Source organism: Streptomyces phytophilus (genome assembly GCF_013870535.1).
Taxonomy (GTDB): domain Bacteria; phylum Actinomycetota; class Actinomycetes; order Streptomycetales; family Streptomycetaceae; genus Streptomyces; species Streptomyces phytophilus.
The window spans coordinates 1-12,061 of sequence record NZ_JACBXC010000076.1 but is presented as its reverse complement, the minus strand read 5'-3'; the positions used below and the strand labels follow the sequence as shown (position 1 = coordinate 12,061).

Here is a 12,061-nt window from a genome sequence, read left to right as displayed (position 1 = left end):
AATCTCTGCTGCACCCCGGCCTTCGATCCGATACTCTCCTAGCACAAAGACACTATTGCACTAGTGCAATAACACCGCAGCTCGACACCGCAACCGACACCGCCGCCGCAGACCGGCGGCACGCACCGCCGAACACGCACCGCCGAGCACCGAGGGAGCCGCCCGTGTCCACCACGCCCCCCGCCGCCTACCGCCCCACCGACCGCACCGTGCCGACGCGCTCCCGCGAGCGCGCGTCGTACGACCGCGCCGTGGTGCACTCCGTGCTCGACGCCGGCTACGTCTGCCACCTCGGCTTCGTCCGCGACGGCCGCCCCGTGGTCCTGCCCACGCTGTACGCCCGCGTCGGCGACCAGGTGTACGTGCACGGCTCCACCGGATCCCGCCCGCTGCGCACCGCCGGGCGGGCCGAGGACAGCGGGCTGCCCGTGTGCCTGACGGTCACGCACGTCGACGGACTGGTGCTGGCCCGCTCCGCGTTCCACCACTCGATCAACTACCGCTCCGCGGTGCTGCACGGCGACGCGTACGCCGTGACCGACCACGACGAGCGGACCATGGCCCTCGACGCGATCGTCGACCACATCGTCCCCGGCCGGGCCGACGACTCCCGGCGCGCGAACGCCAAGGAACTCGCCAAGACGGCCGTGATCCGGCTGGCGATCGAGGAGGTCTCGGTCAAGACGCGCACCGGCGGCCCCAACGACGAACCGGAGGACCTGGAGCTGCCGTACTGGACGGGAGTGGTGCCGGTCGCGCCCGTGTACGGCGCGCCCGTACCGGCCGACGACCTGGCGCCGGGCGTCGAGCCGCCCGGCTACCTGCCCGCGGGCTGACCCGGCGGCGGCGCGTCGGCTGCCAGGTCCTCGCCGCCGCCGCGCGGCCCCGGCATGTTCCCGGCGACCGGCTCGCCGCGCTCACCGGAGCCCGAGCCCGTACCCGACGACGGCGAAGGCGACGGCGACGCGAGCTGCGCGGTGAACGCGCCGATCAGCACCAGCGCACCGCCCACGAGCTGGGCCGCGCCCAGGTGCTCGGCCAGCAGCACCCACGCCAGCACGGTCGCGACGACCGCCTCCAGGCACGCGACGACACCCGCCACCGGCGGCGAGAGCCGGCGCACCGCCAGGACGCCGAAGAGATACGCCAGCACCGTCGTCACCAGGACGATCCAGACGATCAGCGTCCAGGCCGGCGGCCGCATGCCGCCCAGTTCGGCGCGCTCCCCGAGCAGGGACCACCGGAGGTTCCAGGGCCGGGAGACGGCGGTGAGCACGACGGCGCCGACGATCAGCCCGTACGCGATGACCCCCAGCGGGTGCGGCGCCGTGCCGTCGGCGGAGTCGGTGCCGTGCCCGGCGAGCACGAAGTACGCGCACTGGCAGCACGCCGCGCCGAAGGCGAGGAGCAGCCCGAGCGCGTCGAAGCCGAGACCGGCCCAGACCTCGACCACGCAGGCCAGCCCGGTGACCGCGAAGAGCACGCCGACCGCCGCCTGCCGGGTCACCGGCCGCCGCTGGACGAACCGCACCCAGCCCAGCACCAGCGCGGGGCCGAAGAACTCGATGAGCAGCCCCACGCCGACCGGGATCCGGGCGATGGCCGCGAAGTAGAACGCCTGCACGCCGGCGACCGCGAGCACGCCGAACCCGGCGAGCAGCGCCGGCCGCTCCCGTACCAGCGCGCGGTGCCGCCAGGCGAGCGGCAGCAGCACCAGCGCGGCCCCGGCGATACGCAGCCACACCACGTGCAGCGAGTCCATGCCCTGCTCGATGAGCGGCTTGGCCGCCACCCCGGAACCGCCGAACGCGAGTGCGGAGGCCAGCGCGAGCCCGAGCCCGGCGCGCCTGTCGAAAGACTGCTGCATGCGGGCGATTATGTCAGCGTCGTACATGAGTGTCATTCCGCGTTGCTGCTGACAGGAGGCGCGCGGCGGCAGACCGCGCATCCCCGGCTCCGCACAGGGGAATCCCCTTGGGTGGAACCGATCGCTCCCCGCCCGGGTCCAACGACCGACACCCCACGATCTGGTCACTTCGAGCAGCCAGGGGGAAGACATGACACGACAGCCCGGCCGCGCCCGCACCCGCATCGCCCTCGCCACCCTCGCGGCGGCGGGGCTGCTGGCCGCAGGCTGCGGCGCGACCTCCGACGGAGGGCGCACGGACACCGCCGGCAACTCCAAGCCCCAGCCGGTGCAGAGCGCCGACGGCAACGACAGCACGCAGAACGGGGACAGGGCGCAGCAGGACGCGCCCTACAAGGACGACGGCACCGGACGGGACAACGCACCCGGCACCGCGGAGGACGACAAGGCGGACGACGGCGCGGCGGCCGAGCCGCTCAAGGCGGAGCCGAAGGCGGCGGCCGGCGGAACGGCCGCGGCCCGCTGGTGCCGTACGGACGACCTGTCGGCGTCCGTACGCCCGCTCAACTCGGCGGCGGGCAACCGCTACGCGGCGCTCGTCCTCACCAACGACTCGGACGCCACCTGCCGCACCCGGGGCTGGACCGGCCTGCAACTGGTCAAGGCCAACGGCACCGACGTCCCGACCAAGGTGGTACGCGACAGCAGCCGCACCCCGTCGATGCAGACACTCACTCCCGGCGCCTCGGCGTGGAGCCGGCTGCACTGGACGGTGGTCGCCAGCGGCTCGGACGACGCGAGCGGCGCCTGCCGGCCGAAGCCGGCACAGCTGCAGGTCATCCCGCCCGACACGTACGACCACACGGACACCGCATGGCAGCTCGGCGAGGTCTGCGACGCGGGCCGCATCGAGGCCCTGCCCCTGGCGAAGGGCGACGGCCCGGCGCGCTGACGCCGCCGCGGGCGCGACTGAGCCGCGGTGCCCGGCCGGCCGAACCGGGCACCGGGGCTCAGCTCTCCTCGGCGAGGATCAGGTAGAGCTTCTTCCGAGCCTCGTTGACGACGGCCAGCGCCTCCTGGCGCTGCTCGGCGGTGCCGGTGGTGTATACCTGCCGAAACGCCTCGGCAAGCGCGAAGCCCGACTGCCGGACCTCCTGCAACGCCTCCCAGTCGACGCCGCGCCCGGCATCCTCCCAAGGCGCCTCGGGCCCCGACTCGGCCTCCTCACGCCCGGCATCGGTGAGCGAGAACAGCTTCTTGCCCCCCTCCGTGGCGCTGACGATGTGCCCTTCGTCCTCCAGCATCTGCAACGTGGGATACACCGAACCGGGACTCGGCTTCCACGCACCGCCGCTGCGCTCGGAGATCTCCTGGATCATCTCGTACCCGTGCATGGGCCGGTCCTTCAGCAACGCCAGGATCGACGCCCGCACATCACCCCGCCGCGCACGCCCCCGCGGCCCACCGCGCCCCCGCCCGAAGGGAGGCCCGAACGGCGGACCGAACCCGCCGAAGGCCGAGCGACGCCCGTCACGCGGGCCGTATCCGTGTCCATGGGATCGCATGGACCTCACCTCTTCCAGAACTCTTCTACGATCGATTACGACAGGTCAACGATATATCGCCAACAGTCGCAAAGCAAGCCCCATCCCCGTGGCAGGGGTGGGGCCTGGTGTCTCAGGCGTGGCGGGTCTCCGGCGCGCTGTATCGGGCGAGCATGGTGAGCACTGCTTGGTCGACCGCGTAGGTGGTGGCGGTGTCGTCGGGATCCCAGTGCGCGAGCAGCATCCGTGGCCAGAACACGTAGTTGGAGATCATCCCGAGGAATTGGGTCGCCGCCGTCTCCGCGTCGTCGAGCCGGGCTGTGCCGGCGGCGTTCTCCGCTGCCAGGTAGCGCCGGACCGATTCGAAGTAGGGCATCTTGCCGAGGTTGAACTGGGTCTCGCCGAGTTCGGGGAAGCGCGGCACCTCGGCGATGACGATGCGGAAGAGGGCGGCCATGCCGGGCTGGGTGAGAAGGGCCACGTAGCGGCGGCCGATGGCCTCAAGCCCTGCGCGGAGGTTCCCCGGCTCGGGGAGGGGCGCCTCCGCGTCGTCGACCTTCCAGTATTCGGTGACGATCGCCTCGAACAGGGCCGCCTTGGTGGTGAACTGCTTGAACAGAGTCGCCCTCGACACTCCGGCCGCTTCCGCGATGCGGGCCAGCGAGGTGCCGTCGTAGCCGGAGTCGAGGAACAGCTTCGTCGCCGCCTCGATGATGGACGTCCGCTTCTGCGCTGCCACGCGCCGGTGGTATTCCGAGGGCTGTGCCGTCATGCCCTCCAGTATGCCCCTCACTGCGAGGTGAGTCACTTGACTCACCTCCAGCCCCACCCCTACCTTGAGAGAGGAGGTGAGCCACTCGGCTCACCACCAGGCAAGCCCGGAAGGAAGCACCATGAAACGCTTCGAGGACCAGACCGTCATCGTCACCGGCGGCAGCGGAGGAATGGGCACCAGCCATGTACGGGGCTACCACGCCGAGGGGGCGAACGTCGTCATCGCCGGCCGCGACGACGACGCCGGCCGCGACCTCGCTGCCCAACTCGGCCACCGGGCTCTGTCCGTCCACCTGGATGTCGCCGGCGAGGACGACTGGGCGGCACTGGTACGAGAAGTCGAAGGCCACTTCGGGCCGGTCACCATCCTGGTGAACAACGCCGGAGTCCAGAACCCGGCGGCCCCTGTCGAACACACCGAACTCCGCACCTGGGAGCACACCTTCAGCGTCAACGTCACCGGCCAGTTCCTCGGCATCAGGGCCGTGACTCCGTCGATGCGCAGGGGCGGCGGCGGAACCATCGTCAACATCGCCTCGACCATGGCCCACACCGGCACGGCCTTCTACGCCCCCTACACCGCCAGCAAGTGGGCCGTGCGCGGGCTGACCAAGACAGCCGCACTGGAACTGGGCCGGGACAACATCCGCGTCAACTCCATCCACCCCGGCGTCGTCTCCACACCACTGATCAACGAACCCACCGTCGCAGGCCAGCCCGCCATCGCCGACTTCTACTCACCCGACCCCTTCGCCATCCCCCGCCTCGCCGAACCCTCCGACATCACCCGCCTGCTGCTCTTCATCACCTCCCACGACGCATCATTCGCTACCGGCTCGGAATTCATCCTGGACGGGGGCCTGCTACTCGGCCCCGCACTCCAACCCGAAGCCGACACCGCAGCCTGAGCAGGCGTGAGGGGCCACGTGATCCCGCTCGGCGAGGCACAGGAATAGTCGATCACTGATACCTGCGCTCACAGCGCCGTAACCAGCGGATTGACAATCACCACCGTCTCGCCGTGGAGCTCCACCCGCGGCCGGAACAGGCGGCCGGCGTCCCGGACACCCCGGTCAAGAGCATCACGCGCGGGTGCACCCGCCACACCACGACGTCCCCACCCCGCTCGCCCGCGCGCACATTGTTTCGGGCTCCACCTCACATACCTACGTCCCGCCGGTCATTCGTCTCGCGGCCACCGCGACGATGTCGGCCAGGCTGCGCTGATGGATCTCTGTACGCCCGTTTCGTGCAAGACATTCCAGAGTCTCGTCGTGGAACGTGATCACGAAGTGCCGCAGCGTGTCGTGCTCGGTGATCCAGACCGAGCCGCGCCCCTTGATCCTTGGTCATGTCGAGTCCCGTCCGGATGCAGCAGTTGTCAGATTCTGCCTCTCGACGGGTGAGGTGGGATCTCCCAGGTCGGGCGTTCGAGTCGATCGTTGTGCACGATGATGTCGGCGTGCTCGGTCGGGCGGGCCGTGGCGAAGTAGAGCTGTTGGGCGGGGATGTAGCGGTCGCGCCAGGACCGTTCGATCTCGGCGAGGCCGGCCGTGGAGTCGGGCTGCGCTGCGCCTCGGTCACGGGCGCGGGCCACCGTCTGGTCGAAGGGGACCGACACGAAGATGGTCAGGTCCCACCGGTCGAGGAGTTCCGGGCGCAGGAGGAAGACCCCGTCGAAGAGCAGTACGGCGTCCGCGGGCGCCGTCGTGGGCGGCGGGGACGACGCGGTGTCGGTGGCGCTGTCGTAGGCCGCGTGGCGGAACCTTCGGTCGCCGCCCGGGCCCAGCGGGTCGAGCAGGAACCGGCGCAGCGCGGCGTGGTCGTGGGCGTCGAAGTAGCAGGCTTCGGCAGAGTACCGGCCGCGGCGGTAGCGCTGTGCGCGGGGGAAGAGGAAGTCGTCGACGGTGGCGCGGATGACGTCGCGGTCCCGCGCGCGCAGGACCGCGGCGAGTTCGTCGGCGAGCGTGGTCTTGCCGGCGGCGGGCGGCCCGTCGACGGCGACCCGCGGCGGGTGCGCGGTTTCGACGGATCCGATCGCCTCGGCCAGTCGGCCGATGAGCTCGCCCCGGGTGCCTTCGTCCATTGCCGCCCCTCTCACGGTGTCCTTGTCCAGCAGGGCAGCAGACCATGCCGAAGCCCCCGGGGAGCCGCTCGCTCCCCGGGGGCCTTCCGCTGCCGCTACGACCGCTGTGACGTCACCGGATGTCGACGTCGATGCAGGCGTAGAAGGCGTTGCCGGTGTCGTACACGTTCCACACGGCGAGGACCTTCTGCCGGCCCGTGATGTTGCCGAAGTTGACCGTGTGGCTGAACTGCGAGGGCGGCTGCGCGCCGCCGTCGTTGAACTCCGCGACCTTCTGGCCGCCGACGAAGTACTGCCACGTGCTCGTGCGGTGGTTGGCGGTGATCTGCCAGTTGAACGACTGCGTCCTGCTGACCGGCGTGACCTTCCAGCCCTTGCTGTCGTCGTTCAGCTCGGCGAACCGGCTGTTGCCGCCGTGACAGCTCGTGAGGCCCTTGGGCCCCTCGACGCTCTGCGGCTCCCACTGGATCTGACCACACGAGACCGTGCCCGCCTTGCACTGCTGCTGCCGGCTCGGCGGCGAGGTGATCCAGCCGTGTGCGCTCGCCTGCGGGGCCGGGAGGGCGAGGACGACCAACGGGGTGACGGTCGCCGCGACGATCGCTGCACGCTTTTTGAGACTGCGCATCTTGTCTCTCCCTGCATGGGGGGCATTGGTCTAGACTTTATCTATTGTCAGACCACCGTCAAGACTGTGGACCAGGGAGAATTGGCCCGGCAGAGCAGCCGACAAGCGGCGGAGCCGTTCATTCCGTAGGCAGCCACCCCACCTTCCCCGCCAGCAGCGCGTACCCCACGAACGCCACGATGTCGATGAAGGCGTGCGCCGCCACCAGCGGCCCGACGCGCCCCCACCGCCGGTACAGCAGGACGAAGACCGCGCCCATCGCCGCGTTGCCGAGGAAGCCGCCGATGCCCTGGTACAGGTGGTACGTCCCGCGCAGCAGCGAGCTGGTCGCCAGCGACGCCGCCGGGGTCCAGCCCAGCTGGTCCAGCCGGCGCAGCAGATAGCCGACGACGATGACCTCCTCCACCACGGAGTTCTGCACCGCGGAGAGGATCAGCACCGGGATCTTCCACCACACGTCCGGCAGCGACTCCGGTACGACGGTCAGGTTGAACCCCGCCGCCCGCGCGCCCAGGTAGAACGCCAGTCCCGTACCGCCGATCACCGCCGCGACCGCCGCGCCCCAGCCCAGGTCGAAGCCCGGCCTCCGGTGGTCGAACCCCACCGCGCTCAGCCCGCCCGCGCGCTCGCGCACCAGCAGGTACGCCACCAGCGCCACCGGCACCAGGGAGGTGGTGATACCGAAGAGCTGCCACGCGAGGTCCAGCCAGGGACGGCCGGGCGCGGCCGAGGAGTTGAGGTTGGCCGACTGCTCCTTCAGCCCGCCCGGCCGGGTCACCGAGCCGGTGAAGCTGATCAGGGCCGAGACCGCGCTCGCGCCCAGGGACAGCGCCAGCACCAGCAGCGTTTCGCTGGTCAGCAGCCGGCGGGACTGGTCCTGCACTCGCTCCTCCAATTGGTCAATCCCTCCCCATGAACCCCACCGTGTCGCTAGGGTCGCGGAAAAAACACGAGACCAATATGCGGCTGTCCGGGGGGACGACCATGGGACGACACAGCTTGCCCGATGCGTACGGAACGGACGAAGCCGTGCTGCGGCGCAGCGTACGGGGCCGCGCGGTGGTCATCGCGACCGCCCTCGTCCTGGCGATCGGCGCGGGGACGCTGGTCGCGGTGGAGACCGGGCTGCTGCAGCAGGACGAACCGTGCGAGGGCACCGACCTCGAACTCGCCGTCGTCGCCTCGCCCGACATCGCCCCCGCCGTCCGCAGGACCGCGGAACGCGCGCGCAAGGCGGAGCTGAAGTCGGACGGCCGCTGCCTGGACATCGAGGTGACCGCGCGGCCCGCCGCCGAGGTCGCCCAGTCGCTGCGCCGCAAGGACACGCGGCCGGGCTTCCAGGTCTGGATACCCGACTCCAGCATCTGGACGGGCATGGTCACCGCCGGCGGCGGCGCGAGCATCGACGAGGTGACCCGGCTGGCCAGCTCCCCCGTGGGCATGGCCACCCTCCCGGACGGCGCCCGCAAACTGGGCTGGCCGGAGAAGACGTACGGCTGGGCCGAGCTGACGGACGCCGCGCTGGGCGACGACGCCGGCCTGCGCCTGGGCACCGCCGACCCGGCCGTGAGCGCCACCGGCGCGCTCGCGCTGACGGCGATGCACCGCGCCGGCGGCGACGACGCGGACACCCGTACCGCCGCCACCGCCAAGCTGCTCGCCGAGCGCGTCGAGCCCGGCGACACCGCGGTGCTGGCCTCGCTCCCGGACTCCGGTCTGGACGACCCGCGGGACAACGACGCGCTGTTCCTCTCCGAGCAGGCCGCCTTCCGCCACAACGCCGGCGCGGGCACCGGCCGGCGGCTCGACATGTTCTATCCCGAGGGCGGCGCGGTCGCCCTCGACTACCCGTACGCCATCGTCGACAACGACGCCATGGCGATGGACCGGGTCCGCGCCGCCAGCCGCTTCCAGCGGCTCCTGACCGACGCCAAGGCCACCGACCTGCTGCGCCGCCAGGGCTTCCGCTCCCCCCAGGGGCGCCTGGACGCGGAGCTGGCGATGGCCGCCGGCGGCGCCGCCCCGCAGCCCTTCGACGCGGCGCCCGCGGAGGCACCGGCCCCCGACGAGGTGGCCTCGGTCCTCGGCATGTGGACCGTCACGGTGCAAAGCGCCCGGCTGACCACCGTGGTCGACGTCTCCGGCTCGATGGGCGAGGCCGTGCCGGGCCAGCCCGGGCAGACCCGCATGGACGTCACGAAGAACGCGCTCATCCAGGCGCTCGCCCAGTTCACCGGCGAGGACGAGATCGGCCTGTGGCGGTTCTCCACCCGGCTGGAGGGCGAGCAGGACTACGAGGAGGTCGCCGGCACCACGCGGCTGGCCCAGCGCACCGACGACGGCACCAGCCACCGCGAGCGCCTCGCGAGCGCCTTCGGCGGCCTCCAGCCGGTGCCGGACGGCGCGACGGGCCTGTACGACACGGCGCTCGCGGCGTACGAGCGGCAGGTCAAGGAGTACGCCCCCGGCCGCTTCAACGCCGTCGTCCTCCTCACCGACGGCGCCAACGAGGACCCGGGCAGCATCTCCGCCGGGGACCTCGCCGCCCGGCTGCGCGAGGCCGCCGACCCGGACCGCCCGGTGGGCCTCATCGCCATCGGCATCGGGCCGGAGGCGGACATCGAGGCGTGCGGGCAGATCGCGAAGGCCGTCGGCGGCGAGTCGTACCGGGTGACGGACCCGAAGGAGATCCACGCGGTGCTGCTGCGGGCGGTGACGGACGCCGGCGCGAAGGCGGCCCTGTCCTGAGCGCTACGGGCGCCGCCCGCCCCGCCGGGTCCGCCGTCAGTCCATCGGCCAGCGGTGCACCGGCTCCTCCGTGCGGGTCAGCTCCACGTACCGCCGCGTCATCTCCGCGAGCGCCGCGCCCCGGTCGAGCCCGCGCCCCAGCGCCCGGTGGAACGCCGCCGACTGCCACGACGCGCCGTTGACCCGCCGGCGGCAGCGCTCCTCGATGACGCCGAGGTAGCGGTCCCGGTCGGCGGGGTCGACGCCCCAGGCGTCCAGCCCGGAGGCGGCCATGGGCAGCAGTTCGTCCAGGACGAGCTTGGCCACCGGCACCCGCGCCACCCCGCCGAGCCGCCGCCTGCCGGGCCACACGAGCGTGGCGTCGATGCCGTCCCGGCAGGCGGCGGCGAAGTTGGCCGCAGCGCCGTCGAAGGGCATCCGGCCCCAGACGGGCCGCTGCTCGTCGGCGAGGGTACGCACCAGCCCGTAGTAGAACGCGGCGTTGGCGACGACGTCGGTGACGGTCGGGCCCGCGGGCAGCACCCGGTTCTCCACCCGCAGGTGCGGGACGCCGCCGGAGATGTCGTACACGGGCCGGTTCCAGCGGTAGACGGTGCCGTTGTGGAGCACCAGTTCGGACAGCTCGGGCACGCCGCCCTCGTCCAGTACGCGCAGCGGCTCCTCCGCGGAGCACAGGGGCAGCAGCGCGGGGAAGTAGCGGATGTTCTCCTCGAACAGCTCCAGCGGCTCGGTCACCCAGCGCTCGCCGAACCAGGCGCGCGGGCGTACGCCCTGCGCGCGCAGCTCCGGCGGCCGGGTGTCGGTGGCCTGGAGGAACAGCTCGGGCCGCGACTCGCTGAGCAGTTCGCGGCCGAAGACGAACGGCGCGTTGGCGCCGAGCGCGATCTGCACGGCCGCCGCCGCCTGCGAGGCGTTCCAGACGTCCGCGAACCGCCCGGGGGTGACCTGGAGATGGAGTTGGACGGAGGTGCAGGCGGCCTCGGGGGCGATGGAGCCGGTGGTGTACGTCAGCTCCTCGACCCCGCGCATGTCGAGGTGGATCTCCTCGCCGCGGGCGGCGAGGATCTGCTCGTTGAGCCGGTGGTAGCGGTCCACCTCGGAGAGGTTGGCGGAGACCAGGTCCGCGCCGGTCAGCGTGGGCAGGATGCCGATCATCACGATCCCGGCGTCCACCTCGCGCGCCTGCCGGTCGGCGTACCACAGCCCGGTGCGCAGCTCCTCCGCGAGCTGGTCGAGCACCCGGCCGGCGAGCCGGTGGGGCGCGATGTTGACCTCCAGGTTGAACTGGGCCAGCTCGGTCTGGAAATCGGGGCTCGCGATGCGCTCCAGCACTTCCGTGTTCATCATGCGCGGCATGCCGTCCGCACCGACGAGATTCAATTCGATCTCCAGCCCCATCAGATTCTGCGGGCGGTCGAATCTCTTCTCCTCCAGCAGTCGCTCCAGCCCCGCGAGACACTCGCGGAGCCGCTGCCGATAGCGGTGGCGGTCGGACAGGTCGAACCCGCCGGCCACGACCTTCTCGCCCATCGAGGTTCCTCCTCGGCTCGGCTGCCCGGGATGATGCCCAGACGCGGGGACCCTGACGCCCGCGGCCGCCGTTCGTCGGCTACGCTGACCGCCGCGCCGGACGGCAGCGTTCCGCCCGTACACCGTCCGGCCGGCGCGGTCCGGCCCGCCGACCGGTCGCCCACACCGACGAGATCCGGCCGACCCCGGGTGTCGGCCGTCACCGCGTCTGTCAGGCGATTCTCGCCGATCTTCCGGAAAGACCAGAGAATATGCGACCGAGAATCCTCTTGCGGAATTCACCCGGGCGGCTAGGCGGAAGGACTCCCACCGGTAGTCGTATAAAATTCGCGAACGAGGCAGAGAGTTGGCGCCCCCTCGCACGGATGCGGTCCCCTCTGGCCCCGCTAGCAGACAGCGCCGTCCGCATCTTGCCCCCTGCTCTGCTCCACGTCTGTGAAGGTAGGCGACCCCTATGCCGCTCAGCGTCCTCACGCCCCCCTCCCCGGCTCTGCGCAGCGTGAACGCCGCGCTGAAGTCCTCGACGGCGGTGCGCGGGACCCGTACGCTCGCGCCGGTGTCGGCGGCCGGCCAGGCGGGCGCCACGGACCCGCTGCCGGTGCACGTCCTGGACGGCGTCGGCGCCGCGGACGGCGTGCCGTACGCGGCGCTCACCGGCTGGCGGTTCCACCTCGCCGCCGAGGGCCGGGTCGTCGCCGCCGCGGAGGCGCGGATCACGCCGGACGGCTGGGCGTTCTCGCACTTCTCCGAGGGTCCGTACGTCGCCTCCACCCAACGCGCCCTGCGCCAGGCCGAGTCGCTGTCCGCCCTCCTGCAGCCTCGGCTGCTGTCCGTGCCCGAGCTGTACATGGTGACGCTCTGGCTGCGCGCCGACGCCGGCGCCC

At 71.8% G+C, this 12,061-nt stretch carries 12 protein-coding genes; 5 read left to right on the top strand and 7 right to left on the bottom strand.

Annotation, left to right across the window (positions count from 1 at the left end):
• The first annotated feature begins 164 nt into the window (after positions 1 to 164).
• Positions 165 to 836: a pyridoxamine 5'-phosphate oxidase family protein gene (locus H5J30_RS07160; RefSeq protein WP_027744890.1), complete on the top strand. Its 672-nt coding sequence runs from the start codon at positions 165 to 167 to the stop codon at positions 834 to 836.
• On the opposite strand, the gene H5J30_RS07155 is transcribed toward H5J30_RS07160, so the two are convergent.
• On the bottom strand, positions 818 to 1,894 hold the full coding sequence (locus tag H5J30_RS07155; RefSeq protein WP_181786311.1) for an EamA family transporter: 1,077 nt from the start codon (positions 1,892 to 1,894) through the stop codon (positions 818 to 820). The two genes, H5J30_RS07160 and H5J30_RS07155, sit on opposite strands and share 19 nt — an antisense overlap.
• 163 nt (positions 1,895 to 2,057) lie before the next feature.
• On the opposite strand from H5J30_RS07155, the gene H5J30_RS07150 reads away from it, so the two are divergent.
• Positions 2,058 to 2,819 (top strand): DUF4232 domain-containing protein, encoded by a 762-nt coding sequence (locus H5J30_RS07150; RefSeq protein ID WP_181786310.1) that lies wholly within the window; start codon positions 2,058 to 2,060, stop codon positions 2,817 to 2,819.
• 58 nt (positions 2,820 to 2,877) lie between these two features.
• On the opposite strand, the gene H5J30_RS07145 is transcribed toward H5J30_RS07150, so the two are convergent.
• Complete coding sequence (locus tag H5J30_RS07145; RefSeq protein WP_181786309.1) at positions 2,878 to 3,432, bottom strand: PadR family transcriptional regulator; 555 nt, start codon at positions 3,430 to 3,432, stop codon at positions 2,878 to 2,880.
• Between the two features lie 112 nt (positions 3,433 to 3,544).
• Positions 3,545 to 4,183, bottom strand: a complete 639-nt coding sequence (locus H5J30_RS07140) for a TetR/AcrR family transcriptional regulator (protein WP_181786308.1) — start codon at positions 4,181 to 4,183, stop codon at positions 3,545 to 3,547.
• 121 nt (positions 4,184 to 4,304) lie between these two features.
• Between H5J30_RS07140 and H5J30_RS07135 the strand changes: the two genes are divergently transcribed.
• Complete coding sequence (locus H5J30_RS07135; protein ID WP_181786307.1) at positions 4,305 to 5,093, top strand: SDR family NAD(P)-dependent oxidoreductase; 789 nt, start codon at positions 4,305 to 4,307, stop codon at positions 5,091 to 5,093.
• Positions 5,094 to 5,566: 473 nt separating this feature from the next.
• On the opposite strand, the gene H5J30_RS07130 is transcribed toward H5J30_RS07135, so the two are convergent.
• From H5J30_RS07130 to H5J30_RS07120, 3 genes are all read right to left on the bottom strand, one after another.
• A complete protein-coding gene (locus tag H5J30_RS07130; RefSeq protein ID WP_181786306.1) occupies positions 5,567 to 6,271 on the bottom strand; it encodes a cytidylate kinase family protein in 705 nt (234 codons plus the stop codon).
• Positions 6,272 to 6,383: 112 nt separating this feature from the next.
• The gene (locus H5J30_RS07125; protein ID WP_018837857.1) at positions 6,384 to 6,899 is read right to left on the bottom strand and encodes a lytic polysaccharide monooxygenase auxiliary activity family 9 protein; all 516 of its coding nucleotides are present in this window, start codon (positions 6,897 to 6,899) and stop codon (positions 6,384 to 6,386) included.
• A gap of 118 nt (positions 6,900 to 7,017) precedes the next feature.
• Complete coding sequence (locus tag H5J30_RS07120; protein ID WP_181786312.1) at positions 7,018 to 7,782, bottom strand: CPBP family intramembrane glutamic endopeptidase; 765 nt, start codon at positions 7,780 to 7,782, stop codon at positions 7,018 to 7,020.
• Between the two features lie 146 nt (positions 7,783 to 7,928).
• On the opposite strand from H5J30_RS07120, the gene H5J30_RS07115 reads away from it, so the two are divergent.
• Entirely contained in the window at positions 7,929 to 9,647 is a 1,719-nt protein-coding gene (locus tag H5J30_RS07115) for a substrate-binding and VWA domain-containing protein (RefSeq protein ID WP_181786305.1), read from the top strand.
• 36 nt (positions 9,648 to 9,683) lie between these two features.
• Here H5J30_RS07115 and H5J30_RS07110 read toward each other — a convergent pair whose 3' ends face one another.
• On the bottom strand, positions 9,684 to 11,177 hold the full coding sequence (locus tag H5J30_RS07110) for a glutamate-cysteine ligase family protein (RefSeq protein ID WP_181786304.1): 1,494 nt from the start codon (positions 11,175 to 11,177) through the stop codon (positions 9,684 to 9,686).
• A 454-nt stretch (positions 11,178 to 11,631) separates the two neighbouring features.
• On the opposite strand from H5J30_RS07110, the gene H5J30_RS07105 reads away from it, so the two are divergent.
• The coding region (locus tag H5J30_RS07105) for a hypothetical protein (protein WP_181786303.1) at positions 11,632 to 12,061 on the top strand (430 nt) is incomplete at its 3' end.

Excerpts from the sequence above, each read along its gene's own strand:
- H5J30_RS07130 (WP_181786306.1), bottom strand. The coding sequence starts at position 6,271 with ATGGACGAAGGCACCCGGGGCGAGCTCATCGGCCGACTGGCCGAGGCG.
- H5J30_RS07145 (WP_181786309.1), bottom strand. The coding sequence starts at position 3,432 with ATGCGATCCCATGGACACGGATACGGCCCGCGTGACGGGCGTCGCTCG.
- H5J30_RS07110 (WP_181786304.1), bottom strand. The coding sequence starts at position 11,177 with ATGGGCGAGAAGGTCGTGGCCGGCGGGTTCGACCTGTCCGACCGCCAC.
- H5J30_RS07140 (WP_181786308.1), bottom strand. The coding sequence starts at position 4,183 with ATGACGGCACAGCCCTCGGAATACCACCGGCGCGTGGCAGCGCAGAAG.
- H5J30_RS07125 (WP_018837857.1), bottom strand. The coding sequence starts at position 6,899 with ATGCGCAGTCTCAAAAAGCGTGCAGCGATCGTCGCGGCGACCGTCACC.
- H5J30_RS07150 (WP_181786310.1), top strand. The coding sequence starts at position 2,058 with ATGACACGACAGCCCGGCCGCGCCCGCACCCGCATCGCCCTCGCCACC.
- H5J30_RS07135 (WP_181786307.1), top strand. The coding sequence starts at position 4,305 with ATGAAACGCTTCGAGGACCAGACCGTCATCGTCACCGGCGGCAGCGGA.
- H5J30_RS07155 (WP_181786311.1), bottom strand. The coding sequence starts at position 1,894 with ATGTACGACGCTGACATAATCGCCCGCATGCAGCAGTCTTTCGACAGG.